Source organism: Dermabacter sp., assembly GCF_032550575.1.
In the GTDB taxonomy this organism is placed as follows: domain Bacteria; phylum Actinomycetota; class Actinomycetes; order Actinomycetales; family Dermabacteraceae; genus Dermabacter; species Dermabacter hominis.
Genome location: NZ_JAWFZC010000005.1, coordinates 115,366 through 141,212, shown reverse-complemented (window position 1 = coordinate 141,212; position 25,847 = coordinate 115,366). Strand labels below are relative to the sequence as shown.

Below are 25,847 nucleotides of genomic sequence, written 5' to 3'. Positions count from 1 at the left end.
CAGGTCGCTACTCGAAAAGGCACGCCTACAAAGCGTTGCTCACAGGTTGACTTCGAGCCTTGAGGTCTTCCCACGAGTCGGATTGTGCAATGTCATCCTCGTAGGCGATGAGATAGCCCCATTGCTGCCCTGCGTAGGCCTCCTCGGCAACCAATCGACGGACGAGCGATTCCGCAGCCTTGCGCTTGGCCTGCACAACCGCATCTTCTCGCCCCTTCGCAGACTTGCCCTCGATGATCCAGTGGACACCATTAACGTCGAGGGCGACGAAGTCAGGGAAGTAGCGGTCCTTCGCGTTGTAGTACACGAATGCACCTGCGTTTGGGTGCAGGCGATGCCACCACTCGATACTTGGTGAGGTGTTCGAAAGCTTCGCCAGCACGTACTCCCCGCTGTAAGAGTCGAATGATTCAGACTCCATCAGGGACTTGAACCAGCCACCGTAGGTGCGGCGCACCACGAAATCGTCGCGGCCCTCAACCTGATCGTGGATTGTTTCTCCGATCGGCAGGCTGTGGTCCTCGATCCGCATCATCTTTGGATAGACCTTAGGCACCTCGCGAGTAGACCGCAGAACCTGGTGCACGTACCCCTGAATGAGCTGTTGAAGTTGGCTTTGTGCCGAGTCCAATGACTTCACGGTCCAGCCTGTGAAGGTGACCTTCGACATGAATTTCGGTACGAGAAAAGTCTCGACGTAGCGTGCCGTGCCGTCGGTTTTCGGTACCAAGCTCATGTTCATTACGAGCCGCACCAGGGTGTCCTTGGCATCGACATCGTCTACGTATACCGAGTCGACCTCGGCGCTCTCACGGTCTTCCGTTCGGAGCTTCTTACCCAGGGCCGCGATGATCTCCTTGCGGAACAGCACGTCACCGGTTGAGGTGACCTTGCGGGCTGCATTCTCCAGTTCAAAGTCATCGATCTCAGACAGGTCAATGGGTGGTTGCTCAGTCTCGATCACGCTGGTTGGAAAAGCGTACTCGACGTCCGAAAAAGCCGGGTTACGCTTCGCGATCACAATCTCGAATGCTGGTGCCTCACCTTCCGTTGGAAGCTCGCTATCGATCGCGCGGACGCCAACCCCGGCCAAGGTCGAAGCATCTAGAGCGTCGCCTTGATCAGTCGGCGAGCCTGGCGAAAGTTCACCGTTGCTCAGGCTGGGCTGAATAGCGGGGTTTTGTTCGCTTGGTATTACAGGAGTAGTGATGGAGCCTGCGACAGTGGAAGTGTGCTCTGCGGCGGCGCGAATGGCAGCTTCCACCTGCTTCTTGTCCGCGCCTTTGGCGGCTTCCTCAAGACCGAACTGCTGGAGCACGTTTTCGGCTGCAAGCAACTCGGTGAAGGACTGGTGGGCAATGATATCGAGCTGATCAATCTGCCCAATCCCGGTGTACTTCCCGAACGGCAAACGAAGACCACGGCCCATCGTCTGCTGTGTGAGAACCTCGGAAGCCATAGCTCGCAGTGTCACGACGACTGCGATGTTCTTGACGTCCCAGCCTTCCTTGAGCTTGTTCACACTCACCACAGCAAGCATGGGTGAATCAGGTTGGTCGAGGTGTTCAAGTAGCTTCTGTGTTGCATCGTCCTCATGCTTGGAGTCCACTTGCAGCACTGCGGAATCTCGACCGAAGAACTCCGGCGTCCGTAGGAGCGCGGTTACCTGGGTCGCGTGGTCGACGTCAGAGCAGACCACGAACAACACGGCGTTTACGCGGGTACGGTTATTGGTTGCAGCAAAAGAGTCGTAGTACGCCTGTTTGTTCTCCCGCAGCCGCAACGCGTCTCGTAGCTGCTGCTCTTCAGGGGCCGTGTCGGTCCCGTAGCCACCCTTACGAAACGCCAGCACTGGAGCCTTCACGAATTTGTCTTGAATTGCGCGATAAAGCGGGTACTCGTAGATCACATGATCGGTCTTCTTATCAACAGACGCCGTTAGACCGACTGTCGCCGCTGGATCAAGTTCTCGAAGTGCCGCATTGAACGCCACGGCGCTGGAGCCATATAGGTGGGACTCATCAGCAATCACCACTAGGTCATCCAACTCCTTGAGGTAGTCGAACAGCACCCCGGCGTTCTCATCAAAACGACGCGGCTTACGACGAATCGCATCCTGGGTAGCGCCGTGGGTGTCTCCCTCATCAGACTTTGGGGCAATCAGCTGTTGGATGTTGAAAATGAACGCCAGCATCGGGGTTTCCCGCCCAACTGCGAGCTGGGCCGGGCCATTCTGGCGGGCGATCCATGCCGAGTAGTCCTGTGGAGTCACCACCTCCGGTGGCACTATCGAACCGGCGATGTAGCGTGGCGAGCCAGGCGTGAAGTTTTGAACCGTTTTCCCTGCACTGTCTTACCCGGGGTCACGATCACAACGTTGCCCACGCCTTGGCGGCGCAGATACTCCACAAAAGCTGCCATCAGGTAGGTCTTGCCTACACCGGTAGCGAGGTTGAGAACCTACTGCACCTGCGGGTCGTAATCGCCATCGAGCGTGAAGACGAGCTGACGGAGTGCTTCTTTGTTGGGGGCTCGCAGGTCGAAATCAGAGCTGATCGCCTCTAGCAAGTCCGAATCGAAGCTGATGCTCAAACGCTTGGCCATCAGAGTTCACCACCTTGCGAGTAGCGGAAAATATCGTCCGGGATCGCTACCACCCGTGACCCCTTGCGAGCTCGACGCAAATGCTCTCGCACCCCATCCAGTACCACGGTTACCGCCAGCACGATCGTTTCACCTGGCTGAATCTGCTCCACCAGTCGATCGACCTCTTCAATGGTTGCAACGCCTTCAACGACCTTGAGCAGGGAGTTGCCACGGCGCCCGTCAAACACCATGTCATCGTCGGGGTGCAGCAGCGAGAACTCGAGGTTCGCAGCCACCGAGGCGACAAGCACCTCACCAGTGGCTTCCGGAGTCAGCATCACCCGATCCAGCGCTGATCGTAGTCAAAGCATGCTGGCGACAAGTGAGCGACGTGGAAACCACCACCGCCGCGCCAGTTCACGACTTCCTTGGTGCGCTTCGTTTTCGCTGCAGCCTTGAGTGCCTTCACTCGAGGATCCTTCTTCGCCTCGGGATCATCCGCTATCAGCTTGTTCAGCACCGAGGTGAACTTCGCGGCGTCCTCCGGGGAGACTCCCGCTGGCAGCTCGATATCTTCAGCCGCGACCCGCTCACCCTTGGGCCGGGTAATTCCACCCGGATCCTGGTTATTAACAACCTTCTCGAGACGTGGCCGGGTGAACCGGTCGAATGTATCCTCAACCAACTCACACGTCACCCACCGCCGCCCCATTTTCTGCGCAACTGCCGCTGTCGTTCCCGACCCAGCGAAAACGTCGAGGACGATATCGCCCGGGTTAGAACCGATGTGGATTATGCGTTCGAGAAGGCGCTCAGGCTTAGGAGTAGAGAACGGCTGCTGCCCTGTAAAGAGAGTCTGGATCTCTTTCTTCCCCAAGTCGTTGTGGCCAACCTCTGCATGAGTCCAAAGTGTCTTGGGAACGAGTCCATCCTGAAGTTCTGAAAGGAAACGCTTGAGCCGAGGGATGTTGTTCCCTTCCTCGCCAAACCAAACACGATTATCAGCAACCAACTCCTCGTAGCGGTCCTTGGTGTGCAGCCAGCACCGCCCCGGAGGGGGATCAAAACTTCTGCCTTCTGGCGTTATCAAAGTGTAGCGCTGGGAGTCCCGCGGATTCTCGGCAGGGTTGAATTGCGCGGTGAAGTCTCCCGAAGTCCACGGCCCTCTGGTATCTCCATCAGGATTCGCATAGGCGGACGCAGTCGCCACAGCATCACGAGGAAGTAGGTTACGTGAATTCTTGAACCTGAGCGACGAACTAGAGTAGACCAGAACAAAATCGCAGGTCTTAGACATCACCGAACGGATATCTCGACCTGCAACTTTCTCCCAGGCGAGCATCGAGACAAAATTTCTAGCCCCGAAGACCTCATCCAGAAGGACGCGCATCCGATGCCTTTCCATGTCGTCAAGGTGAACCCAAATGGAAACCCTTCGTCAGACAACAGCTTCTTCAGATGCAGCAGTCGGTCGTGCACCATAGTGAGCCACACCGAGTGCTCGAGGTTGTCCTCGTAGTTGGCAAAGGTTTGTGCAGTGTTGAAGGACGGGTCGCGTTACACTGTTGTCGTGGTGAAAAAAGAAAAGAGTACCCATGGCAACGATCTACACCACCAATGAGTGGAAGGGCTACGGCAAGCAAAACTACTACTGGAACGAATATCGGCTCGAGGGCGGCACTGTCTACAAGTACAAGTGCAACCGATTCAAGTTCTTCGACGGGCATGAGAACAACTGGGAACACGACGAAGAACTTATCGAGTCATGGGACGTTGACGATCCGAGCATGCCCGAGTGGCTCAAGGGCTACCTGTAACGATATGTTCCCCGATCCCGCCAGATCCCCATCGAGAGCAGAGATTCGTGAGTGGCGGGGCTTGCACAAGGCCATGAGGTTGGTGAAATCATGGCTTCCTCCGCGTGAGAGTGGGAGCACGTGGTGGACTTTCTGGGTCGGGGTGAGCCGTCCTTCTTTCTGACACTGCTCGCATACTGGATGGAGTGCTACGTAGCGGGCACGTATCTTGCGTCACTGACGTCCATAGCGGCGGTTGATTTTCAGGTCGCGCTGGTACTTGCGGTAGCGGGTGTCCTCGGCACGGGCGTGCTCGGGACAGAACCTGGCGTCAGTCAGCCGGGACAGCCGGGCGAAGAGCAGGGACATTTTCGTTTGCTTGACACCAGCCTCACCGTCCCTTGCTAGGCAAGACGAAACCCTCCGGGAAGTGATAACTGTCTGCCGGAGGACTCGTTCCTATATTTTCAACCACTTACAGTATTTCAGGGTTAAATAACGATTTCCATAGCAGGGCTCGAATACTTGCTAACGCATGGGTGCAAGTTAGCGTCTGCCATATAGAGCTACTGCCAGGCGATCTAATGCTCGGTTCTTTCGCCGGTAGACACTGTCTCGTTCAATATAGAAGTGGTCACCGATCATTTGGACTCGTTCGTCGTGATTGCCTTGGCCGAGGAAGAAGTTTCCCAACACGAACTGGTCATCTGCGTTGAGTGCTTGCCAGGCTGGCAGGAACCAGTCTAGGTACTCTTGGTGAACTAGCCCCCGAAAGTTGGACTGGTTTAACTCTAGGCGGTTAGGAGTTCAAGGGTCTGATTCCGATATTGCATCGGGGTTAGGCCCTTGAGTCGCTGTTGGGTGCGTTCATGGTTGTACCAGTGAATGTAGTCATCGATCGCTTGGTAGAACGCCTCCAGACTGGTGAATGTTTCGCCGTGGTGCATCTCCGTTTTCAGGTGCCCGAAGAAGTTTTCCATGACGGCATTGTCGTAGCAATTGCCTTTCCTGGAAATTGACTGCACACCACCGATGCTTTTGATCAGGTCACGCCAGCTGGAATGCTGGTATTGGATCCCTTGATCCGTGTGTACAAGCAAGCCTTGACCTGGTGATTGTTGCTCAATGGCATTTCGCAACGACTGCGAGGTCAACGCCATGCTCGGTGAAGTAGACACGCTGTACGACACGACCGAACGATCATAGAGATCCATCATCGGCGACAAGTAGACCTTGGTGCCAGCAATCCGAAACTCCGTCACATCACTTACCCACACCCTGTTGTGTGCCTCCGGGGGGAAACATCGGTCGAGCACGTTGGTTGCGATGTGGCTGACAGTGCCTTTGTACGAGTTGTACTTCTTCACCCTGACCACGAGGTTCACCGCGAAACTCACACCCGAGGGCGCCAGCCTCGTTGGCCCCGACCCGAATCCCGCGGTGGTGCTCCCCGAGCTGCTCGAGCTGTACCGCGCGCACGGCCTTCAAAGTTCTCTGTAAACAGGTTCGCCGAAACTCGTTTCACGGCACGTAAGAGCCCTCCCCGCACCACCTCGTGGCGGCGCGGAAGGGAGGGCTCGTTATGTTTCGGGAGTGGTGCAACCGGGTGCGGTTTAGCCCCAGATCTCCGCGACAGCCGCGATGAGCTCGGGGCTCGCCTGCTCGTAATCGAAGGTGCGCGGCAAGTGGCCCGACGGCGCCTTGCCAAACGCCGAAATCTCACGCATGAGCGACTCAGGGCGCTTCGCGGCAACGCCGGCGATGGCCTGCTTGAGCGTGAAGCCAATCTCGGCGTCGTTCACGAGGGAACGCAGGCGCGCGTAACGCACCTCGCGGCCCTTCTCGGTGTCGTCGAGAACGGTGCCGAATCCAGCGCTCGTGAGCGTTGCCTCCTCGCCGACCTTGAGGCCGGTGACGGTGATCGTCGCGGCATGCGGCGCGGGCCGGTCAGCCGGGCTGAGCTTGCGAATGCGGAGCTCATCAGCAAGTTTTTCAGCGCCGGGGGCGAAGGTGGCGTCGGAGCTTTGCGCCTCCAGATCCCCAAAGGCAGCCGGGTCATGCCCGAGCAGCCGCACGCGCCACTCGCGCTGCTCAAGCGCCTCGCGCGCCACCTCGGGGGTGTCGGCGGGGATCGTGATGCTGAGCGTGTTTTCCGACGCCTGCACGGCCACGCGCACGTGGCTCCACACGAGGTCGTCGCCCGACTTCCACTCTTCGTGAAGCGTGAACTCGCCATCGCCGCCCGCGGCAACGATCAGCTCGAGCACCTCGGGGTTGTCCTCGATTTTCTCGGGAACCTCACCTGCCGGCGTGAGCGGGAGGATGCCGCCGGCGCGCACGAGAACGGGAATCGAGCCGAGTGGGCGGAACATTTCCTGCGTGAACGCACCAGAATCGGGTGTGCCGTAACGCTGCTCGGTGAATAGATCGAACCACATGCCACCGGGCAGGATCGGCTCAACACTGCCGCGGCCCACATCCTTCGCGGCGGGGCGCGTAATCGGCGCGACGAGAAGCTCGGAGCCGAACAGGTATCCCTGGTCGTTGCGATACGTGGGATATTGCGGCGCCTCGAAATACACGGGCTCGACGATCGAACGACCTTCGTGGTGGGCGCGGTAATTCATCGAGTGCAGGTACGGCACGAGGCGGAGACGAAGGCGCAAATGCGCCGCCTGAATCTCGCCGTGCGGGGCCGGGAAATTCCACGGCTCCTTCACGGCGAACGGAGAATTCGAGGAGTGCAGGCGGTTGATCGGCGAGAACACGCCGAACTGCACCCAGCGGGTCGCGAGCTCGTTATCGCGAAAGCCTTCCATGTGCCCGCCGATGTCGTGGCTCCACCAGCCGTAGCCGATGTTCGCCGCAGCCGCCGTGAAGCCAGGCTGGAACGCGAGCGACTCCCACGTCACGATCGCATCGCCCGAAAAACCCACGGGGTAACGGTGCGAGCCGGGGCCCGCAAACCGCGAGAACGTGAGCGGGCGCTCGATCGACCGCACACTGCGGGTGAAATGCTCGTGATTGAGCACCCACAGCGGGTCCACGCCCTCGACGCTCGAATACGGGCCCGACTGCCAATCGATCCACCAAAAATCCGTGCCCTCATCCTCGAGGCGCTTGTGCAACACATCGAAATAGGCGTCCATGAACTCATCGTTGTTCACGTCGAACGGGATGGCGGTGCCATCGGCGGGCTTGCCGAGCGCCTCGCACATCGCCTCATACGCATCCTCGAAAGCGCGCACACCATCGGCCGGGTGAATGTTGAGGGTCACGCGAAGGCCGCGCTTGTGCAGCTCTTCGAGGAACCGCTCCGGATCCGGGAACAGGTCACGATTCCACGTGTACCCCGTCCAGCCCGAACCGTACTTCGGGTCCACGTCGGTGAGGTGCCAATCCATGTCGATCACCGACACCGAGAACGGAATATCCTCCGCCCGGAACGCATCCATAAGCTCGAGGTAGCTCTCCTCGCTATAGCGGTGATAGCGCGACCACCAATTGCCAAGCGCGAACTTCGGCACGATCGGCTGAGGGCCACTAATCGCGAAATAATCCCTCACCGCGGCGACGTGGTCGCGACCCGCCGCAAACACGAAGAGGTCGATGCTGCCTTCCTCGGCAGCGCGGGCACGCAGGCGACCGTCGGCATCAAACACCATCGAGCTCGAATCATCGATCACCGCATACCCCACCGCCGAGTTCACGCCCGGCTCGAGCGGGATCTTGCCGTCGGCGACATCGAGCGTACGGGCCGCGCCACCGAGGTTCCCGTCAAGCGCGCGCTGCGTCTCCCCGTTCAACGCAAGCTGACGATCCGCGGGAAGCGACAGATCCTGCCCGTACCGCCACACCGAGTGATACGCCGAAACCCCACCCTTGACCTCGACCTTCAGGCCATTCGCTGAAAACGGGCCGCGATCATACTCGAGGTAAAAGTTCTCCGTCTCAACCGTGAGGCGGCCCTGGTACTCGCCAATCGAGTACTCGGAAGGATCAAGCACTACGTCGCGGTTGATCGCGAAGGTTGAGGGACGATCCTCAAACGTGCCGCTCGGCGAATACTCGAGACGCACCACGCGCGGCGTGACCGGCGTGATCCGGAAATGCTCGCCGACGAGCTCAGCGGGAAGGGCAATATCAGTCATGAAGTCTCCTCATCTCGCGCGGGCCCCGCGTGGGCCCACACACTCAGCCTACGTGCGGGACTTGAGCCGAGGCCGTGCGAGTTTATGAAAAAACCAGAGCGTGCAGCCCCTAAGAGGGGGCCGCAGCCCTGGAATTTTCATCGAGGGTGACGCAAGGAGTGTGCCACCGGCGCTTCTGCTTAGCTCTCGAGGGGCCTCGCGTCGAGGTCGAAAGCCATGATCGCGGCAATCGCTAACGCATGCTCCTGATCGGGCTGAAGGAAGCCAATCGTTCGACCGAGGAGCGAGGAAGGAATCGTGACCGTGTTGTCGAGAGAGGCGGCAGAGCGGTGGTCGAGGCCATTACGCTCCCCTAGCTCCACTTCGCTCGAGAGCCCTTTGACCGTCGAGGTTATGGGCGCGACTGTCACCTTGGTCATCGCACTTCGAGCGGCCTCTCGCGTCAGCACAAGAACCGGTCGGGTCTTGTCGAGCTTTGCAAGGCAGATTTCACGCACGCCAGTCCTCTAATGCGGCGTGGTGCGCGGTCCACTCCACGAGAGAGTCGAGATCATCCTGCGGGCCTTTCGCTTTCACGAGTGCAGCGTCCACAAGAGCCGCTTGCCGCCTTTTCTCACGTTCGAGAGCGACGCTCACGAGATCAGCTCGGCTACCGGCAGCCCCTGCAGACACGCTCTGGTCAAGGAACTCCACGAGGTCGTCGGGAAGACGCAACGAAATTTGCACCGTCATGCCTTCAGCCTACCAAGGCGAATCCCAATGTGGGATTCACTGTCAACCTCGACGTGACGGCAACAAAATAGGCCCAGCACGCCGGTGAAATGCTGGGTTGGAGCCAAAGTAGTGCCGGGCTTGCGTCGTTCTAGAACCAGGTCGGCGGCATTACCGTGCGAGTTCATGAAAAAACCAGAGCGTGCGGCCCCGAAACAGGAGCTACAGCCCTGGAATTTTCATGAAGAGTGACGCCCCGGCGCCAAGACGCTGCGACACCCCGGCTCCGCGACGCTCCGGCGCCTACATCAAGTTGCGGCGGCCTTTCTCGGCGCTCGTCGCATGACCCTGCGGGTTGGCCTCGAGGATGAATCGCAGCACGTGAAGCGCCGTGCGCTGAAGCTCGCCGAGGGTGAGGCCACCGTCGGACCCAAGTGAATCCCGTACCCCGGTATCGCACGTATCGCCGCCGTGAACCTTGCTCCCGGGCATGAGCACGTCAATGCCGCCGCGCACGCGATACGCGCTATCGCGAAGGGCCGGGAAGTGGGGATCGTCGACCATGCGCATCCACCAGTCGGTCATCACGAGGCCGTCGAAGCCGAACTCGCCGCGCAGGATCGTGGTCACGAGGTCGTAGCTGTAGTGGCCCCACACCCCGTTGATCTTGTTGTACGAGGTCATGATGGTGCGCGGCTTCGATTCTTCGACCATGATCTGGAAACCGCGCAGGTAGATCTCGCGAAGGGCGCGTTCGCTTACGCGCGAATCGGAGTAGATGCGGTTGTGCTCCTGATTGTTCGCGGCGTAGTGCTTGGGGCACGCGGCAACGCCCTTCGACTGCACGCCGCTCACGACGGCTGCGCCCATGAGGCCCGTGAGCAGCGGATCCTCCGAGAAATACTCGAAGTTGCGGCCACACAGCGGGTCGCGCTGAATGTTCATGCCGGGGCTGAGAAGAATGTCGGAGCCCTTGGCGAGCATCTCCTCCGCGTGAAGCTCGGCAAGCTCGCGCACCCCCTCGGGGTTCCACGTGGAAGCGAGCGCGGTGCCGCACGGCAGAAGCGACGCAAACGCGGAAATGCGCAGGCCAGAGGGGCCGTCGGTCGTGATCGCGGGCGCCACGCCACGCGCGCGCAAAGACTCGGTCACGCCGCCGAGCGCTCCCGCGTTGCCACGCACGCCCAGCGGGCTATCCATGGTGGTATCGCCGTAGGCGAGGGCAATGAGATCTTCCGTTCCGACGGTTGCCACGAACTCCTCGAGGCTCACCTTTCCGGCTCGCACGTCGTCAAAGGAGGACGAGCTGCCGCCTTCAGCCGGCGCGGGAAGCTCCTCGGGGAGTCGCTCGAGAATGCGACTTGCAAGATCTCGCTGCTCCTCGGGCGCCTTCTCATATCCGACGGTTGCCCGGCCCTCACCGTCGCGCTTAAGAATCATGCGGTCGAAGCCGCAGCCCTTCTGGATCGAGGAGGCCTCTTCAACCTCGCGCACGACGATGAGCTCGTCGATCTCGATGCCACCCGCGACCTCGGTGTCCTTGACGCTCTGCCCCACGTGGAGGCGGTAGGTTCCGGGCTCGAGCACGTAGGCGCTGCGGTGGCCGGTCGCGCCGGAGTCGTCGTAGGAAGCGAAATCGCGAAGGTCCACCTCGAGCCTCACCGCGGCGCTTTCGCCTGCCGCAACGCGGCCCGTGCGGGAGAAGGCCGCGAGGCGACGCGCGGGCTGGGAAAGCTTCCCGTCTGGGGTTTCGATGTAGGCCTGCACAACCGTATCGCCGTCGCGCTCGCCCGTGTTTTTTGCCGTGACGTCGATGCGGGCGCGGGTGGCGTCGGAACTGAACTCTCCGAAGCCGAACGAGAACGACGTGTAGCCGAGACCCTCGCCGAAGTGGAATTGGGCGGCCTCGGGAGCGAAGGTTTCGTAGTAGCGGTAGCCCACGAAGACGTCCTCGACATAGGTGGTGACGTCGGGGTCCCCGAAGTTCTTCGCAGTGGGGGCATCCTCGTAGCGGCGGGCGATCGAAGCGGTGAGGCGACCACCCGGCTCGCGCACGCCCGTGAGAACGTCGGCGAGGACGTTACCGGATTCCATGCCGCCCGCCCATGCGATGAGGAGCGCCGAAATGCTGTAGCGCTCGGCCCACGAGAGGTCCATGACGTTGCCCGCGTCGACCACGACGACCGTACGGTCGAACGCCTTCGTGACTCGCGCGAGCAGGGATTCTTCTTGCTCGGTGAGGTAGTAGGAGCCGGGTACGAGCTCAGCATCGCGGTCTTCGCCAGCGGCGCGGCCGATCACGAGGATGGCCAGGTCGTTGCGCTTCGCCGCTTCGGTGATCTGTTCATCCGCAAGCTCGAGCTCGGGATAATGCGTGGGCCACTTGCCCCACACCGTGCCCGGGTCCGCGGGCTGCTCCTCGCTGAAGCGGTCGTAGGCCGCAGCGAGTTCTTCGTCGACGTCAACGGCTTCCGACTCGCGCAGCGCGTCCGTGAGGTTCGTGATGTAGGGCGGGTTCACGTCGCCGCCCGAACCGTAGCCAACGGCGAGCCAGTCCTTCGCCGTGCGGCCAAAGAGTGCGATGCGGCTTTGCGGGGCGAGAGGCAGCACGCCGTCATTGCGCAAGAGCACCGTGCCCTGCGCGGCGAGCTCGCGGGCCTTGTGCGCGAGCCGCGGGTCGAGGTGGCGATCCGCCGAATCGTCGGCGGCGGTCGAATGCTGGGACATCGTTTCGTGACTCATCGTGCTCCTCGTTGATGCTCGAGTCGAGGCGCCGAGTGGCCCCGGCGCCTCGCGGTTGTTCCAGTCTACTGGCCACCCATGCCGGTCATCGGAAATTACTGACCGCCCATTCCCGTCGTGGCGAAGCCCCGCACGATGTGACGCTGGAAGAGCACGAACACGATGAGCAGGGGCAACGCACCGATCACGGCGCTCGCCATCCCCTGCGCGTACTGCACGCCGTAGGCGTTCTTAACGGTGCCGAGGCCCACGGGGATCGTCATGAGCTCGGGCGAGTTCGTGATGATGAACGGCCACAGGAAGTTGTTCCATGAACCGATGAACACGAAGATGCCCACGGCAACGATGATCGAGCGCGAAAGCGGAAGGATCACCGACGTGAGGGTGCGCAGCATCGATGCACCATCGAGCTTCGCAGCTTCTTCGAGTTCGATCGGGAGCTGATCAAAGAAGTTCTTGAGCACGATCACCATGAGAGGTGCGACGACCTGCGGGAGAATCACGCCCCCGAGGGTGTCCGACAGCCGCATGAATTTCATCTGCTCAAACAGCGGAACGATGAGGATCTGCGGTGGCACCATGATCGCGGCGATCGTGAGCGCGAAACACAGCTTCTTGAAACGGAAGTTGTAGCGCGAGAACACGTACGCGGCGGGTACGGAGGTCACGAGGGTGATGATCGTGACGATCGCAGAAACGAGGATAGAATTCCAGATCCACAGCGGGATGTCGCCCGCGGCGATCACGTTTGCGTAGTTCTCGAAAGTCCACCCCTCGGATGGCCAGAACGTGAGTGGCGCAGCGGAGGCATCGCTTTCCGTTTTCAACGAAAGTTGAAGGGCGAACAGGATGGGAATCGCCCAGCACAGAGCGAGGAACGCGAGCGCAACGAACGCGATCACGCGTGACGCTTTTGAGGAGCCTAGGGTCAGGGAGCGCTGGCGCGCGTTCTCGTCACGCTTCTGGCTCACACGCGTCTTCAGGCTGCGCCTGTCCCCGGCCGGGGTTTCGAGGGTGGTTGCTGCGGTACTCATGTCTAACGCTCCTTTGCGTTACGGTTCGTGATCGCTACCTGGATGAGTGAGACGACAACGATCATCGCGAAGAAGATGTAGGACACGGCCGAGGCGTATCCGACGCGGTAGCCGGAGAAGCCCTGGTCGTAGATGTACTGAATGATTGAGCGAGTGGCGCCGTCGGGGCCGCCCGCCGTCATGAGGAAGATCTGGTCGAAGACCTTGAGCGAGGCGAGGATCTGCAGAAGAACGATCAGCACGGTCGTGGGCCGCATCATCGGCAGCGTCACTGACCTCAGGCGGCGCCACGCGTCTGCACCATCCACCTGCGCGGCTTCGTACACCGTGTCGGGGATGTTCTGGAGGGCCGAGAGATACAGCAGGAAGTTGAAGCCAATCGTCCACCACACGGTCGTGATGGCAATCGCCCACATCGCGATCTGTTTGTCGCTCAGCCACCCGATCTGGTCGAACCCCAAGTGCACGAGAAGACCGTTGATGAGACCGAAGTCGTTCGAGAACATCATTCCCCACATCGCAGTCACGACCGAGACGGGGAGCAAATACGGGGCGAAAAACGTGAGGCGCCAGAGCCACTGACCCGGAAGGCCCGTCACAACGAGGTAGGCGAGCACGAACGAGAGGATGACGAGCGGAACTGACGAAATCAGCGTAAAGAACAGTGTGTTCAAGAGGCTCGAGTACATATCGGGGCTCGTGAAAGCCTCGAGGTAGTTATCGATCCCCACGAAACCACTGTTCGTCGACGCAAGCGACTGGTCGGTGAAACTCATCCACAGGCCCCACACGATGGGGACGATGAGGAAGAGGATGAAAAGGATCATGTAGGGAAGGGCGAACCATCCCGCACCGCGGGAGGTGAAGCGTGCGCGTTCATTCATGGCATGACCTCCTTATTCGGTGGGGTTGGGTTGCATAGCGATGCCGCTGATGACGTCGAGCATTCCCTCGATCGCCCGCTGCGGTTCAACGCTTCCGCGAAAGCCCTCGATAAGCCGCTGGCACACGCGGTTTTGGAAATCGGAACCAGCACCCGCGAACCACACCTTCGGGTCCACGACGACGGTCTCGGCAGCATCCTTGTACTGGTTTTGAATCTCGAGCTTGCGGTAGGCGGGCTCCCCCTGTGACGGGAGGTAACCGGGAATGTGCCCGGCGGCGCCCCACTGGTCACCTTTCTTGAGCATCGACGACACGAAAAGGTAAGTGCTGCGCCTGAGCTCGTCGGTCATGCGGCGGTTCTTTGGAAACACGTAGGTGTGGGAGTCGGCGTAGTTCGCGGGAGTGCCGAACATCGTCGGCATCGGTGCACCCGCAAGCGACTTGACGCTTTCCTTGAAACCGTTGAGCTCCCATACGCCGGAGAAGATCATGGCGTTACGCCCTCCGTTGAAGGCGGAAAGCGCGCCCGGGTAGTCCTGCGAGGACGCCATGCACTTGTCGTCCATCCACGAGTTGACCGCAGCGACCACGCGCGCGGCCGCGTCGATATCCATATCGGCCTTTTCGCCGGGCTCGAAGCTGTACTCGCCACCGGTCTGGTGGAACAGGCCCCAAAAGAGGCGCCAGGCTTGCGCGGTATCGAGCTGATAGCCGAACGCGATTCCAGGCCCGCCAGTCACTTCGCCGAGCTTGGTGCCGACTTCCTGGAGCGCTTCGGGCGAGTCGATCGCGAGGGTGCCGTCGGACTCGAGTACCCCGGCTTTTTCCGCAACGTCCCGATCAAAGAAGCTGATGAAGGGGTGTGTGTCGAGCGGCACTGCGTACTGTTTGCCGTCGTACTGGCACGCCTCCAAAAGGGCCTTGGTGAACGTGTCGGTCGAGACGTCAAATTCTTCGAACAGGCTCATGTCCCACGGCTCGATGAGGCCGCCCGGCGCGAAGCCGGCGACGCGACTCACGTGCATAATCGCCGTGCTCGGCGGTGCACTCGATGCAGCAGCCATCGCGAGCTTCGTGTAGTACGGGTTGCCCCAGCTGAGGGTCGTGGGCTCGACATTCAGGCCCGGGTTTTCCTCGACGACCTCGGCGATCATCCCGCGAGTTTTTTCACCGTCGGCACCGCTGAAGAGATCCCACACGGCAACCTTCGACGGGTCCGCTTGCGCGGCTCCACACCCGGCAAGCCCAAGCCCGAGTGCGCCGGCGCCAAAACCCGCAAGGAGCGACCGGCGACTGAGCCCCGGCGGGGTGTGATTGTTGTACGCGCTTGGCATGGCGCTTCACCTTCCTCGTCATCGTTGACAGGTGTGCGGTGTAACTCACCTTTGATTCTCACGTGAGATTCTGCCACCGCGATCGAGTTCACGTCAACTCCCGAACGCGGGCCCCTCGCACTGCACGGGAGGGCCACACACGCGGTCCGACGCCTACTGGCCCTAGACTGAAACCACTTCTCACGTCCAGAAAGGGGGCGCACCATGAACGAGCCTGAGCCGTACAAACGCGCAAGCATCAAGGACGTCGCCGCTCGCGCTGGCGTGTCGTGGAAGACCGTTTCCAACGTCGTCAACAACCGCCCCGTTGTGAAGCCCGCGACGCGCGACAAGGTTCTCGCGGCGATCGACGAACTCGGCTACGTGCCAAACGAGTCGGCGCGAGAGATCCGCGGTAAGGCCACCCGCACGGTAGCGCTCGTGATCCCCCACCTGCTCAATCCGTATTTTGCGCGCCTCGCGGAGACGTTCCACAACGTCGCGGCACGTGCTGGCTACAGCGTGAGCATCGAGCTCACGGGCGAGCACGCCGACATTGAACGCCGATACGCGCGCGGCCTCGCTAAACGTTCTTTCGGTGCGCTCATCATGGCCCCACTTCTTCCCGAGACTGTTCGCGAACTCGCCGAGCATTCGCCGCTTCCCACGGTCGTCCTGGGAGAAGCGGTTGCCGACCACGGCAGCATTCACCACGTGAGCATCGACAACACCGCGAGCGCGGTCGACGTCGTGCGACACATAACCGAGCGTGGCGCCACGCGCCCCCTGTTTCTCGGCGCCCAGGAAGGCGTTGCTTCCACGGGAACAGAGCGCCTCACGGGCTTTCGTGCAGCTTGCCGGTTCGCGGGAATCTCCCCCGGCGATCAGCTTTTGATCCACACCACCGAATGGACGCGGCGCGAAGGGTATGCGCAGGTAAAGTCCCTCATTTCAGGTTCAGGTAGCGCGAAGACCCTTCCGTTCGACGCCATCGTGGGCGGGAACGATCTGCTTGCCCTCGGTGCGTGCGAAGCTCTTCGAGAGGCCGGTTTCTCTATTGGCACCGATGTCCTCGTGACCGGTTGGGACGACATTCCGGAATCGGCACACGCCACTCCCCCGCTCACCTCGGTCGCACCGGACCTCGAGTGCCTCGTATCGGCGGCGCTGTTCGCGGCTCTCGGCGATGATTCTTTCGCGAAAGGCGCGGAAGCTGCAGAGGTGACCGCACTCGGATCGGGCTCGACATTCCTCGTGCCGCACACGCTCGCGATCCGCACCTCCACCCTCGGCGACTAAGCCAGCGTTTTTCTCACGTTGCAATTTTGCGTGTTGCCGTGATTGACTGGGCCCCATCAGAACACACGACGACGTGAGGAATCCAGAATGCCACTCCTTCCCGAATTCGCCGCAGTCCCCGAGCTGAAGGCACTCGCTGAACGAGCCGAGCACCTCGCGAGCCTCCTCGACGCTCCCCTCTCCGCCGCGACCGACGTCCCCAAGCCCGAACACCCGCGCCCCCAGTGCCACCGCCCCACGTGGCTCAACCTCAACGGCACGTGGGAATTCGAGATCGACGCCGGCGACACGGGCCGCGAGCGCGGTCTTCTCGACCGCCCCCTTGAAGGCTCGATCCTCGTCCCATTCGCGCCCGAATCGGAAGCTTCCGGCATCGAGCACACCGACTTCATGGAAGCCGTCTGGTACCGCCGCGAGATAGAAATCCCAGCCGAGTGGGCCGACGGTCCCGCCGGCGAACCTCTCGTCCCCGTCCTCCACTTCGGTGCCGTCGACCACGATGCGACGGTGTGGGTCAACGGCGTTGAAGTTGCTCGCCACCGCGGCGGCTTCACCCCCTTCCACGCAAACCTCCGCGGCGTCGTGCGTCCCGGCGACACGGCAACGATCGTCGTGCGCGCTCGCGACTCCCGCTGGGATGCCCAGGCCCGAGGCAAACAAGCCACGTGGCACGACTCCACGCACTGCCAATACACGCGCACAACCGGCATCTGGCAAACGGTGTGGCTCGAGGGAGTGCCCGCGCACGCCATCCGGGCCGTTCGCACCACGCCATCACTCGCCGACCGCTCCTTCGACATCACGCTGCCGCTCACCCACAACACGAAGGGCACACGAGTCGAAGTCACCGTCGGAACCCCCGAAGGTGCCCCCCTGGCCACCGCAAGCGCCCGCGCAGACCTTGACCTCGCGCCACGCGTGCGCGTCACCGTACCGGACGAGCACGTGCGCGTGTGGGCGGCGGGCAAGCCCGAGCTGTACCGCCTCACGGCCCGGCTCCTTGATTCCGACGGCGGTCTGATCGACGAAGTACACTCCTACGCTGGCCTGCGCTCAACCGCCCTCGAGGGCACCGAATTCCGCATCAACGGTGAGCGCGTGTTCCAGCGCCTCGTGCTCGACCAGGGATACTGGGCAGAAACCCTCATGACCGCGCCCTCCGACGAGGCGATGCTCGCCGACATCCAGATTGCCCTCGCTGCTGGCTTTAACGGCGCTCGCTTACATCAAAAGGTGTTTGAGGAACGCATGCTGTTCTTTTCCGACCTCTATGGCTACCTCGTTTGGGGCGAATTCGGTGACTGGGGCGTATCCGGGCGAGGCCCCCTCGGCTACAACCAGGAGCCCACGTCGAGCTTTGTTGCGCAGTGGATCGAGGCACTCGAACGCGACTTCTCCCACCCGAGCATCGTCGGCTGGTGCCCCCTCAATGAAACGCACCAGGTGCTGCACGACCGCATCACCGTGCTCGACGACGTCACCCACGCGATGTACAACGCCACAAAACTCGCGGATCCATCGCGCCCGGTCATCGACGCTTCGGGCTACAGCCACCGCGTGCGCGGCGCCGATATTTATGACTCGCACTCCTACGAGCAGGATCCGGAAGTTTTCGCTCGCGAACAGGCACCACTCGCCGAAGGAAATCCGCAGGTCAACAGGCGTGAGCTCGCCCCGAACGAGATGCCGTTCGCTGACGGTCACTTCTCCGTCCCCTACGGGGGCCAGCCGTTCTTCGTCTCCGAATACGGCGGCATCTGGTGGAACGAGCAAGAGGCCCGCGCCGCCGAATTTACCGGTCAAGACCAGGCCGAGTCGTGGGGGTACGGCAACCGGGTGCGCAGCGAAGAAGAGTTGTACGAGCGTTTCGAGGCCCTGACGAACGTTCTTCTGACCAACCCGCTCATGTTCGGCTACTGCTACACGCAGCTCACCGACGTGTTCCAGGAAAAGAACGGCGTCGTCGATTTTGATCGCGGCTCGAAGCTCGATCTCGCGCGTCTACGAGCCGTACAAACCGCGAAGGCAGCCTACGAGGAGTAGGCACTGGCTGCCCGGCCTCTCGGGCCGGGCAGTTCCGCGTCCTTGTCTCGCGCCTGGCCCATCTCTTTTGCTATCTCCTTGGTCGACTCACTTCATGAAAAAACCGCCGCACTCCAAGCCTCACACCTCGCCCCGAGCCCAGATTCTTCATAATCCGCGACGGTGCCAGCCCAAAACCGCAGCGAGACCAACCAAACCTCGCGCAGGGGCCGCCAAATCTCCCCGCCCCTCAACACCGTGCCACTTCATGAAGAAACCGCCGCACTCCAAGCCTCACACCTCGCCCCGAGCCCAGATTCTTCATAATCCGTGACGGGGAGGCCCGGGGCTCGGGAACAGGCCGAGGGCTGCGCCGGGAACAAGCCGGCGCTGCGCCGGCAAAACTGGGACCGCCGCACAAATCCGGGCTGCTTTGCCTATGAAAATCGCCCACCCCCGGAGATCCGGAGGTGGGCGCTTGCGCTATGCGCGTGTTCCTATTGATGCGTCACGATCAGTTGTCGGACTTCGTGAGCAGTCCGTAGACGAACATGACCACGAGCGCACCGATCACTGAAAGCAGGATCGTCCACAGCGACCACGGGTTGTCAAGGAGCGAGCTCCAGCCACCGTCGCCGAAGAGACCACCGATGAGGCCACCGACGATTGCGCCGATGACACCAAGGATGATGGTCATCCCCATGCCCATCGACTGCTTGCCCGGCATGACTGCGCGAGCAATAAGGCCGATGAGGCCACCAATGATGATCCAGGAAATGATTGCCCAAATAAGAGACATTGGAATGACTACTTTCTGTTGAAGTGAACCAGGTTCACAAATGTCCCGGGCGGTGTTGGCGAACCTGGGTTTGCTAACGGTGCCCGGGCGGTTGAAAGATCGTCAACCAACCTCAATCCTACCTGGGAAAAAACTTAGCAAAGCTGCACGTCACTCGAAATTTCACTCTTCTTTACCGAACATGCAGTACACCTTTGCTGAAATGCTTCCGCCACGCCACTAACGAAGGACCGGCATCGAGAAAAGTGGGCGGCACGTCGTCAAACGTGCCGCCCACCGCGTTAACGGTTGCGAAGAACCGCTTAGATCAGAAGTCCCAGTCGTCGTCCTCGGTCTCGACGGCCTTGCCCATGACGTAGCTCGAGCCGGAGCCGGAGAAGAAGTCGTGGTTCTCGTCGGCGTTCGGCGAGAGCGAGGCGAGGATCGCGGGGTTGACCTCGGTCGACTCCTGCGGGAACAGCGCCTCGTAGCCGAGGTTCATGAGGGCCTTGTTGGCGTTGTAGCGGAGGAACATCTTGACGTCCTCGGTCCAGCCGACCGGGTCGTAGAGGTCTTCGGTGTATTCCTCTTCGTTGTCGTAGAGGTCCATGAGCAGGCTCATCGTGTAGTCCTTGAGCTCTGCCTGGCGCTCGGGCGACTGCTTCTCCACGGCCTTTTGGTACTTGTAGCCGATGTAGTAGCCGTGAACGGCCTCGTCGCGGATGATGAGGCGGATGATGTCTGCGGTGTTCGTGAGTTCGCCGCGGCTCGAGTAGTACATCGGCAAATAGAAGCCCGAGTAGAACAGGAAGCTCTCGAGGAGGGTCGAGGCGACCTTGCGCTTTTCGGGATCGTCACCGGTGTAGTACTCGAGAACGATCTTCGCCTTCTTCTGGAGGGCCTCGTTGTGCTCGCTCCAGCGGAATGCTTCATCGATTTGCTTGGTGTTGGAGAGCGTCGAGAAGATCTGCGAGTAGCTCTTTGCGTGCACGGATTCCATGAACGCGATGTTGGTGTACACGGCTTCTTCGTGGGGGGTCACCGCGTCGGGGATCAGCGAAATGGCGCCGACGGTTCCCTGCACGGTATCGAGCAGCGTCAGCCCGGTGAAGACGCGCATCACGAGCTCTTGCTCCTGCTCATTGAGCTTCGACCAGCTCTGGATGTCGTTCGAGAGCGGCACCTTTTCGGGAAGCCAGAAGTTGCCCGTGAGGCGATCCCACACTTCCTGGTCTTTCGGGTCTTGGATGCGGTTCCAGTTGATGGCCTGCACGCTGTGTTTGATGTGATCGGTGTTCACGCTCGTCCTTTCGCAACGATGGTCCCAGCAGACGTCGGACTCCAGGCCGGCTCAGCCGGCTGCCCCATCCCTGCCAGCGTAAGCTCGGGGGTTCCGACGCTTGCCCACGCGGCATACCTTGCCCATCCTAGCGAGTCGAGTCGACGACTCGATGGGTTCGCGTGACTTGCTCTCAGCGGCGCGTCTTAGGGTGAGCCGTAGATCACGCCCGCAGTAGTCAGGAGACCTCATGCCGTTCATGTCGCTCGTGTTTATCCTGCTCATCGTCTACGGAGCAGCGATGGCTGTTTCCCCTTTCCAGACATGGGAAATCACCATGGGGTGGGCATATAAGGATCGTGAAGCAAACGAACCAAGCTCGGCGCGTCTCGCGCTCATGAGGGTAGGCGGTGCCATCATCGTCATGGGGGCGATCGCAATGTTTGGTTATTACCTTCAGGCCGCGAGGTAGGGGTAGGGCTCGTGCCACTGCCGTCCATGATCCTCGCGTTCATTTTCTTTGGCGCCTGCATTCTCGTGTGTCTGTGGGCGGTATGGTCACGAACGCAATCAAGAATGGTTAAGAACGTCAGCAGACGGGAGCTCAATTATGGTGGTCTTGGCGATCCTCGCGCTTGCACTGTGTCTCTTTTTCGCGCTGTGGTACGCGATTTCGCCACAGCACGTGTGGCGCACTTTTTATGCGTGGCGCTATCGGGACCGCGACGCGAACGAGCCGAGCGAGACGACGTATTTTCTTCAGCGCATCGGCGGCATCGTGGGCTCAATTTTTGCGATCATCGGCATCATCGTGATCATTGCCCTCGCGCTCGACGGCCAGGCAAAAGAGTACGAGCGGAGGAAGCAGCTCGAAGGCCAGCAGCTACAGGTCCAAACGGTGGGCCACTTCCCAGAAGCGTGACCATCACCCCCGCTTACACCGCGAGCACGTAAAACGCGCTTTCTAGCCCGCTGAGTGGTGGATTTGACATTCTTCTGGTGGCCCACGCTACAGTGACTGGGAGCGCTCCCACCGGGTGTGCGTCAGGTGGCTCTTCGGCCGCGAGGCGCGCAAAACTCCGCAATGCATGGGGGTGCGCAACTCAGCGAAGAGGAGGACACGCGTGGCCACGATCAACGATGTCGCACGCGCCGCGGGCGTGTCCCGCAGCACGGTCTCACGCGTGCTCAACGGTCAGATCTCCTCCCCCGAAGCGCGTGCCAGAGTGGAAAAGGCCATCGCTGAAACCGGGTATCGCGCCAACGCGCACGCACGCTCCCTCGCCTCGGGCAAGAGCAACGTCTATGCCGCGATCCTCACCGAACCCTACGGCGAGCTTTTCGACGACCCGACTTTCGGGCGGATGCTCCAGGGCATCAACTCCGCGCTCGTGGGCGGAGACATCGCGCTCAATCTTCTTTTTGCCACAACCGATGAGGAGCGAGAGCGAACGCTGCGCCAGCTCGCCCCGAACCGGGTCGACGGCGCGCTCGTGCTCTCGCCCCACATCGACGATCCGCTGCTCGAAGCAATGAGCACCGCGATCCCCACGATCGTGCTCGGCCCCCTCGTTGACGGCCGAGAGAATACATGGACCGTGACGATCGATGACCGCCAGGGCGGCGAGCTCGGCGCGCGCCACCTGGTTGAGCGCGGCGCCCGTCGCATCGCGATCATCGCGGGTCCGGAATCGGCGCAGGGTGCCCACGATCGCGTCGCGGGCCAGCTCTCGGCACTCGACACCGCCCCGCTCGAGGTCATCCACGCACCTTATTCAACCGGCGGCGGCACCTCGGCCACGCGCAAGCTGCTCGCGCGCCACACCGACATCGATGGGATCCTGTGCGGCTCGGACCGCCAAGCCCTCGGCGTTCTCGCCACGCTCCGCGAAGCAGGTCGAAGCATCCCCGACGACGTCAAGGTCGTGGGATTCGACGACCACGCCTTCGCCGCCGAAACGACCCCGGCGCTCACGACCATCGCGCAGCCGATCTTCGACGTCGGTGCGAGCGGGGCGCGTCTGCTCAACGCCATCGGCGAGGGCCAACCAATCCACTCGCTCACGCTTCCCACGACCCTCGTGGTGCGCGAAACGACCTAGCACTTCCACGAACGAAAGATTCAAAGGAGAACCACATGAACGACAGTTGGATCCACGAGATCCCCGCGTCGGTCCGCGCAATCCGCGAGGCCACCGCGAGCCGTCGCGCCGTGCTCGGTGCGGGAGCCAGCGTGAGTGCGCTCGCCCTGCTCGCAGGCTGCGGCGCCAACAACGACCCAAATACTGTCACCGTCGGATCCCATCAAAGCGATGCCATCCCGAAACAAGCCGTGCTGGACATGCTCGAGTCGTGGAAGGGCGGCAAGGTCGAGATCAACACGGTCGACCACGAGACCTTCAAGGAAAGCATCAACAACTACCTCCAGGGCAACCCGGACGACGTGTTCACGTGGTTCGCGGGCTACCGCGCGCGGTTCTTCGCCGAGCGCGGCCTCGTGAGCGACCTGAGCGACGTGTGGGAGAACATTGATGGCATGCCCGAGTCGATGAAGGTCGCCTCTTCCGCCGATGATGGGCGCCTCGTGTTCATCCCGTGGAACTATTACCCGTGGGCAGTGTTCTACAAGCCGAGCGTGTTCGAGAAACACGGCTGGAGCGAGCCGGCGACGTTCGACGAATGGCTCGCCCTCAACGAGGACATCAAAGCCGCAGGGCTCACGCCTATCGCGTTCAGCGATAAGGACGGCTGGGAGGCCATGGGCACGTTCGACATGCTCGACCTTCGCGTCAACGGCTACGACTTCCACGTCTCACTCATGGCCGGCAAGGAATCGTGGGAGAGCCAAGAAGTGAAGAACATCTTCGCGGCCTGGCGCGAGCTCCTCCCCTACCAGCAGGCCGACCCGCTCGGGCGCACGTGGCAGGAAGCCGCGCAGTCGATGCTCAAGGAAGAAACCGCGATGTACACGATAGGGATGTTCATCGACCAGCAGTGGGCCGACAGCGAAGACCCAGACGATCTCGACTTCTTCACCTTCCCGGAATTCGATCCGGCGATCGGTGCCGACGTCGTCGAAGCCCCGATTGACGGCTGGATGATGGCGACAAAGCCCCACAACGAAAAGAAGGCGAAGGAACTCCTTACCTACCTCGCGACGGCCGACGCCATCCAGTACAAGCTCGATGCCGATCCTTCCGTGATCTCGCCGAGAACTGACCAGGATCAAAGCAACTACTCGAAGCTCCAGAAGAAAGCCGTCGAGCTCATCACCAACGCGAGCGCGATCTCGCAGTTCCTCGACCGCGATACGCGCCCCGACTTCGCCTCGACGGTCATCAGCCCGTCGCTGCAGAACTTCCTGAAGAACCCCGACTCGATCGACTCGATCCTTCGCGACATCGAGAAGCAGAAGAAGTCCATCTTCCCTGCCGAGTCCTGACCCCTATTTTCGACCCCAATCCAAGGAGCGAGTCGTGTCCAAAAAGATCGGACCGCTAGCCAAGCTGCACGGCTGGGACAAATTCACCGTGATCGCGATGAGCATCATCCCGCTCGTGATCGTCGGCGTTTTCGTGTGGATTCCCGCCCTATGCACCGTGATCCTGTCCTTCAGCAACTGGGACGGCATCGGCGGCCTCGGCGACATTCATTTCGTTGGCATCCAGAACTACATCGACATGTTCACGATCTACCCGCCGTTCTGGCCGGCGCTGTGGCACAACGTCGTGTGGCTTCTCGTGCTGTTCTTCGTCTTCACCCCGCTCGGGATGTTCCTCGCGGTCCTCCTCGATAAAGAACTGAAGCTCACGAAGTTCTACCAGACTTCTCTCTATCTTCCAGTCGTGCTCTCGGCCGCGCTCATTGGCTTCATCTGGCAGCTCATGTACAGCCGCGATCAGGGCTTCATCAACGCCATTCTTGGCACGCAGATCGACTGGTACGGCGATCCGAACATCAACCTTTATGCCGCGATCATCGCGAACGGGTGGCGCCACGTTGGCTACATCATGCTGCTCTACTTAGCTGGCCTCAAGGGCGTTGACCCCGCTCTCAAGGAGGCGGCCGCACTTGACGGTGCAAGCCCCACCCGCACGTTCTTCCAGATCATTTTCCCCGTGCTGCGCCCCGTGAACATCCTGCTGCTCGTGATCACGTTCATCGAGGGACTTCGCGCGTTCGACATCGTGTGGATCATCAACAAGGGCCGCAACGGCCTCGAGCTCATCTCGACCCTCGTGACCTCGAACGTCGTGGGCGAGGCAAGCCGCATCGGCTTCGGTAGTGCGCTCGCCACGATCATGCTCATCATGAGCTCAATCTTCATCGTGATTCAGCTGCGCATCATGCTCAAGGGAGAGAACTGACATGACCCCGAAGAAAAAGAACCTTACCGTTTCAAGGGCGTTTCTCAACGTCTTCCTTTTGATCGTCGCCCTCGCGTGGCTGTTCCCCCTCCTGTGGGCGCTTTTCAACTCGTTCCGCGACTACAGCTACACGAGCCAGCACGGCTACTTCAGCTTCGGCGGCTTCACGCTCGACAACTTCGTGAATGCGTGGGAGCAGGGCGGCTTCACCCAGTCGTTCCTCAACTCCCTCATCATTACCTTCTTCGCGGTCGTGTTCACCCTTGCGTTGAGCTCGTGCATGGCGTTCGTTCTCGCGCGCTTCTCGTTCAAGTTCAACCTCGCGATGCTCGCCTTCTTCGTGGCCGCGAACCTGCTCCCGCCGCAGTCGCTTCTCGTGCCGGTCTACCGCATGTTCATGTGGACCCCGATCCCCGAGTTTCTCTCGGCCTCCGGTTCGCTCCTCGACACGCACCTTGGCGTCATCATCGTCAACACGGCGTTCCAAACGGGCTTTTGCACGTTCGTGCTCGCGAACTACATGAAGGCCATCCCGGCGGAAATCTACGAAGCGGCCGACGTGGACGGCGCCTCGGTGTGGTCGCAGTTCTGGACCCTCACGATTCCGCTGTGCCGCACCCCGCTCGCCGCCCTCGCGACGCTGCAAACGGCCTGGATCTACAACGAATTCTTCTGGGCTACAGTGCTGTTGCAAAAGGGCGACAAGTTCCCCGTGACGAGCTCCCTGAATAACCTCAAAGGTTCGTTCTTCACCGACTACAACCTTCTCTCGGCGGGCTCGATCCTCGCAGCTCTACCCATCCTGATCCTGTTCTTCGTTCTGCAGCGTCAGTTCGTTTCGGGACTCACGATGGGTTCAACCAAAGGCTAAGACCACCCACTCA

At 61.0% G+C, this 25,847-nt stretch carries 24 protein-coding genes and 2 pseudogenes; 9 read left to right on the top strand and 17 right to left on the bottom strand.

What is annotated here, in order from left to right:
- Positions 1-25: 25 nt before the first annotated feature.
- From E6X30_RS06985 to E6X30_RS06970, 5 genes and pseudogenes are all read right to left on the bottom strand, one after another.
- Complete coding sequence (locus E6X30_RS06985; protein ID WP_316335958.1) at positions 26-2,272, bottom strand: hypothetical protein; 2,247 nt, start codon at positions 2,270-2,272, stop codon at positions 26-28.
- A gap of 14 nt (positions 2,273-2,286) precedes the next feature.
- A pseudogene (locus E6X30_RS10350) lies at positions 2,287-2,445 on the bottom strand (hypothetical protein); the annotation flags it as partial.
- Positions 2,446-2,460: 15 nt separating this feature from the next.
- The gene (locus E6X30_RS06980) at positions 2,461-2,604 is read right to left on the bottom strand and encodes a hypothetical protein (protein ID WP_316335957.1); all 144 of its coding nucleotides are present in this window, start codon (positions 2,602-2,604) and stop codon (positions 2,461-2,463) included.
- Positions 2,604-2,924, bottom strand: a complete 321-nt coding sequence (locus tag E6X30_RS06975; protein WP_316335956.1) for a hypothetical protein — start codon at positions 2,922-2,924, stop codon at positions 2,604-2,606. Before E6X30_RS06975 ends, E6X30_RS06980 begins: the two co-directional genes overlap by 1 nt.
- The gene (locus E6X30_RS06970; RefSeq protein WP_316335994.1) at positions 2,924-4,012 is read right to left on the bottom strand and encodes a DNA methyltransferase; all 1,089 of its coding nucleotides are present in this window, start codon (positions 4,010-4,012) and stop codon (positions 2,924-2,926) included. The genes E6X30_RS06975 and E6X30_RS06970 overlap by 1 nt, the downstream gene beginning before the upstream one ends.
- Before the next feature lie 169 nt (positions 4,013-4,181).
- Here E6X30_RS06970 and E6X30_RS06965 point away from each other — a divergent pair, with 169 nt between their 5' ends.
- Positions 4,182-4,403: a hypothetical protein gene (locus tag E6X30_RS06965; RefSeq protein ID WP_316335955.1), complete on the top strand. Its 222-nt coding sequence runs from the start codon at positions 4,182-4,184 to the stop codon at positions 4,401-4,403.
- On the opposite strand, the gene E6X30_RS10345 is transcribed toward E6X30_RS06965, so the two are convergent.
- The 10 genes and pseudogenes from E6X30_RS10345 to E6X30_RS06920 all read right to left on the bottom strand — a co-directional run bounded on the left by E6X30_RS10345 (position 4,350) and on the right by E6X30_RS06920 (position 15,239).
- Entirely contained in the window at positions 4,350-4,523 is a 174-nt protein-coding gene (locus E6X30_RS10345) for an HNH endonuclease (protein ID WP_396334971.1), read from the bottom strand. The two genes, E6X30_RS06965 and E6X30_RS10345, sit on opposite strands and share 54 nt — an antisense overlap.
- Before the next feature lie 93 nt (positions 4,524-4,616).
- The gene (locus tag E6X30_RS10340; RefSeq protein ID WP_396334970.1) at positions 4,617-4,751 is read right to left on the bottom strand and encodes a hypothetical protein; all 135 of its coding nucleotides are present in this window, start codon (positions 4,749-4,751) and stop codon (positions 4,617-4,619) included.
- A gap of 422 nt (positions 4,752-5,173) precedes the next feature.
- Positions 5,174-5,746, bottom strand: a pseudogene (locus E6X30_RS06955) (IS3 family transposase); the annotation flags it as partial.
- A gap of 249 nt (positions 5,747-5,995) precedes the next feature.
- On the bottom strand, positions 5,996-8,533 hold the full coding sequence (locus tag E6X30_RS06950) for a TIM-barrel domain-containing protein (RefSeq protein WP_316335954.1): 2,538 nt from the start codon (positions 8,531-8,533) through the stop codon (positions 5,996-5,998).
- A gap of 179 nt (positions 8,534-8,712) precedes the next feature.
- Positions 8,713-9,030: a type II toxin-antitoxin system PemK/MazF family toxin gene (locus tag E6X30_RS06945; protein WP_316335953.1), complete on the bottom strand. Its 318-nt coding sequence runs from the start codon at positions 9,028-9,030 to the stop codon at positions 8,713-8,715.
- Positions 9,023-9,265, bottom strand: a complete 243-nt coding sequence (locus E6X30_RS06940) for a ribbon-helix-helix domain-containing protein (RefSeq protein WP_316335952.1) — start codon at positions 9,263-9,265, stop codon at positions 9,023-9,025. The genes E6X30_RS06945 and E6X30_RS06940 overlap by 8 nt, the downstream gene beginning before the upstream one ends.
- A gap of 282 nt (positions 9,266-9,547) precedes the next feature.
- A complete protein-coding gene (locus tag E6X30_RS06935) occupies positions 9,548-11,986 on the bottom strand; it encodes a glycoside hydrolase family 3 C-terminal domain-containing protein (RefSeq protein ID WP_316335951.1) in 2,439 nt (812 codons plus the stop codon).
- Between the two features lie 95 nt (positions 11,987-12,081).
- Positions 12,082-13,020, bottom strand: a complete 939-nt coding sequence (locus E6X30_RS06930) for a carbohydrate ABC transporter permease (RefSeq protein WP_316335950.1) — start codon at positions 13,018-13,020, stop codon at positions 12,082-12,084.
- Positions 13,021-13,022: 2 nt separating this feature from the next.
- Entirely contained in the window at positions 13,023-13,904 is an 882-nt protein-coding gene (locus E6X30_RS06925) for a sugar ABC transporter permease (RefSeq protein WP_316335949.1), read from the bottom strand.
- Between the two features lie 12 nt (positions 13,905-13,916).
- The gene (locus E6X30_RS06920; RefSeq protein WP_316335948.1) at positions 13,917-15,239 is read right to left on the bottom strand and encodes an extracellular solute-binding protein; all 1,323 of its coding nucleotides are present in this window, start codon (positions 15,237-15,239) and stop codon (positions 13,917-13,919) included.
- A gap of 204 nt (positions 15,240-15,443) precedes the next feature.
- On the opposite strand from E6X30_RS06920, the gene E6X30_RS06915 reads away from it, so the two are divergent.
- Complete coding sequence (locus E6X30_RS06915; RefSeq protein ID WP_316335947.1) at positions 15,444-16,517, top strand: LacI family DNA-binding transcriptional regulator; 1,074 nt, start codon at positions 15,444-15,446, stop codon at positions 16,515-16,517.
- 87 nt (positions 16,518-16,604) lie between these two features.
- On the top strand, positions 16,605-18,560 hold the full coding sequence (locus E6X30_RS06910; RefSeq protein ID WP_316335946.1) for a sugar-binding domain-containing protein: 1,956 nt from the start codon (positions 16,605-16,607) through the stop codon (positions 18,558-18,560).
- A 493-nt stretch (positions 18,561-19,053) separates the two neighbouring features.
- Here E6X30_RS06910 and E6X30_RS06905 read toward each other — a convergent pair whose 3' ends face one another.
- Together E6X30_RS06905 and nrdF are read right to left on the bottom strand one after the other, a co-directional pair.
- On the bottom strand, positions 19,054-19,338 hold the full coding sequence (locus tag E6X30_RS06905) for a GlsB/YeaQ/YmgE family stress response membrane protein (protein ID WP_096882564.1): 285 nt from the start codon (positions 19,336-19,338) through the stop codon (positions 19,054-19,056).
- Between the two features lie 307 nt (positions 19,339-19,645).
- Complete coding sequence (nrdF, locus tag E6X30_RS06900) at positions 19,646-20,617, bottom strand: class 1b ribonucleoside-diphosphate reductase subunit beta (RefSeq protein ID WP_016663133.1); 972 nt, start codon at positions 20,615-20,617, stop codon at positions 19,646-19,648.
- Positions 20,618-20,846: 229 nt separating this feature from the next.
- Between nrdF and E6X30_RS06895 the strand changes: the two genes are divergently transcribed.
- The 6 genes from E6X30_RS06895 to E6X30_RS06870 all read left to right on the top strand — a co-directional run bounded on the left by E6X30_RS06895 (position 20,847) and on the right by E6X30_RS06870 (position 25,834).
- The gene (locus E6X30_RS06895) at positions 20,847-21,068 is read left to right on the top strand and encodes a DUF6199 family natural product biosynthesis protein (protein WP_316335945.1); all 222 of its coding nucleotides are present in this window, start codon (positions 20,847-20,849) and stop codon (positions 21,066-21,068) included.
- A gap of 147 nt (positions 21,069-21,215) precedes the next feature.
- The gene (locus E6X30_RS06890; protein WP_259893527.1) at positions 21,216-21,518 is read left to right on the top strand and encodes a DUF6199 family natural product biosynthesis protein; all 303 of its coding nucleotides are present in this window, start codon (positions 21,216-21,218) and stop codon (positions 21,516-21,518) included.
- 202 nt (positions 21,519-21,720) lie between these two features.
- Positions 21,721-22,698, top strand: a complete 978-nt coding sequence (locus E6X30_RS06885; RefSeq protein WP_168161695.1) for a LacI family DNA-binding transcriptional regulator — start codon at positions 21,721-21,723, stop codon at positions 22,696-22,698.
- A 35-nt stretch (positions 22,699-22,733) separates the two neighbouring features.
- On the top strand, positions 22,734-24,038 hold the full coding sequence (locus tag E6X30_RS06880) for an ABC transporter substrate-binding protein (protein WP_316335944.1): 1,305 nt from the start codon (positions 22,734-22,736) through the stop codon (positions 24,036-24,038).
- A gap of 34 nt (positions 24,039-24,072) precedes the next feature.
- Entirely contained in the window at positions 24,073-24,963 is an 891-nt protein-coding gene (locus E6X30_RS06875) for a carbohydrate ABC transporter permease (protein ID WP_257876771.1), read from the top strand.
- A gap of 1 nt (position 24,964) precedes the next feature.
- Complete coding sequence (locus tag E6X30_RS06870) at positions 24,965-25,834, top strand: carbohydrate ABC transporter permease (protein ID WP_101687104.1); 870 nt, start codon at positions 24,965-24,967, stop codon at positions 25,832-25,834.
- Positions 25,835-25,847: the final 13 nt, after the last annotated feature.

Coding starts and splice junctions, on each gene's coding strand:
- E6X30_RS10340 (WP_396334970.1), bottom strand. CDS start 4,751: ATGTCCCTGCTCTTCGCCCGGCTGTCCCGGCTGACTGACGCCAGGTTC.
- E6X30_RS06920 (WP_316335948.1), bottom strand. CDS start 15,239: ATGCCAAGCGCGTACAACAATCACACCCCGCCGGGGCTCAGTCGCCGG.
- E6X30_RS06870 (WP_101687104.1), top strand. CDS start 24,965: ATGACCCCGAAGAAAAAGAACCTTACCGTTTCAAGGGCGTTTCTCAAC.
- E6X30_RS06965 (WP_316335955.1), top strand. CDS start 4,182: ATGGCAACGATCTACACCACCAATGAGTGGAAGGGCTACGGCAAGCAA.
- E6X30_RS06910 (WP_316335946.1), top strand. CDS start 16,605: ATGCCACTCCTTCCCGAATTCGCCGCAGTCCCCGAGCTGAAGGCACTC.
- E6X30_RS06925 (WP_316335949.1), bottom strand. CDS start 13,904: ATGAATGAACGCGCACGCTTCACCTCCCGCGGTGCGGGATGGTTCGCC.
- E6X30_RS06880 (WP_316335944.1), top strand. CDS start 22,734: ATGAACGACAGTTGGATCCACGAGATCCCCGCGTCGGTCCGCGCAATC.
- E6X30_RS06895 (WP_316335945.1), top strand. CDS start 20,847: ATGCCGTTCATGTCGCTCGTGTTTATCCTGCTCATCGTCTACGGAGCA.
- E6X30_RS06915 (WP_316335947.1), top strand. CDS start 15,444: ATGAACGAGCCTGAGCCGTACAAACGCGCAAGCATCAAGGACGTCGCC.
- E6X30_RS06950 (WP_316335954.1), bottom strand. CDS start 8,533: ATGACTGATATTGCCCTTCCCGCTGAGCTCGTCGGCGAGCATTTCCGG.
- E6X30_RS06905 (WP_096882564.1), bottom strand. CDS start 19,338: ATGTCTCTTATTTGGGCAATCATTTCCTGGATCATCATTGGTGGCCTC.
- E6X30_RS06975 (WP_316335956.1), bottom strand. CDS start 2,924: ATGCTGACTCCGGAAGCCACTGGTGAGGTGCTTGTCGCCTCGGTGGCT.
- E6X30_RS06930 (WP_316335950.1), bottom strand. CDS start 13,020: ATGAGTACCGCAGCAACCACCCTCGAAACCCCGGCCGGGGACAGGCGC.
- E6X30_RS06940 (WP_316335952.1), bottom strand. CDS start 9,265: ATGACGGTGCAAATTTCGTTGCGTCTTCCCGACGACCTCGTGGAGTTC.
- E6X30_RS06980 (WP_316335957.1), bottom strand. CDS start 2,604: ATGGCCAAGCGTTTGAGCATCAGCTTCGATTCGGACTTGCTAGAGGCG.
- E6X30_RS06935 (WP_316335951.1), bottom strand. CDS start 11,986: ATGAGTCACGAAACGATGTCCCAGCATTCGACCGCCGCCGACGATTCG.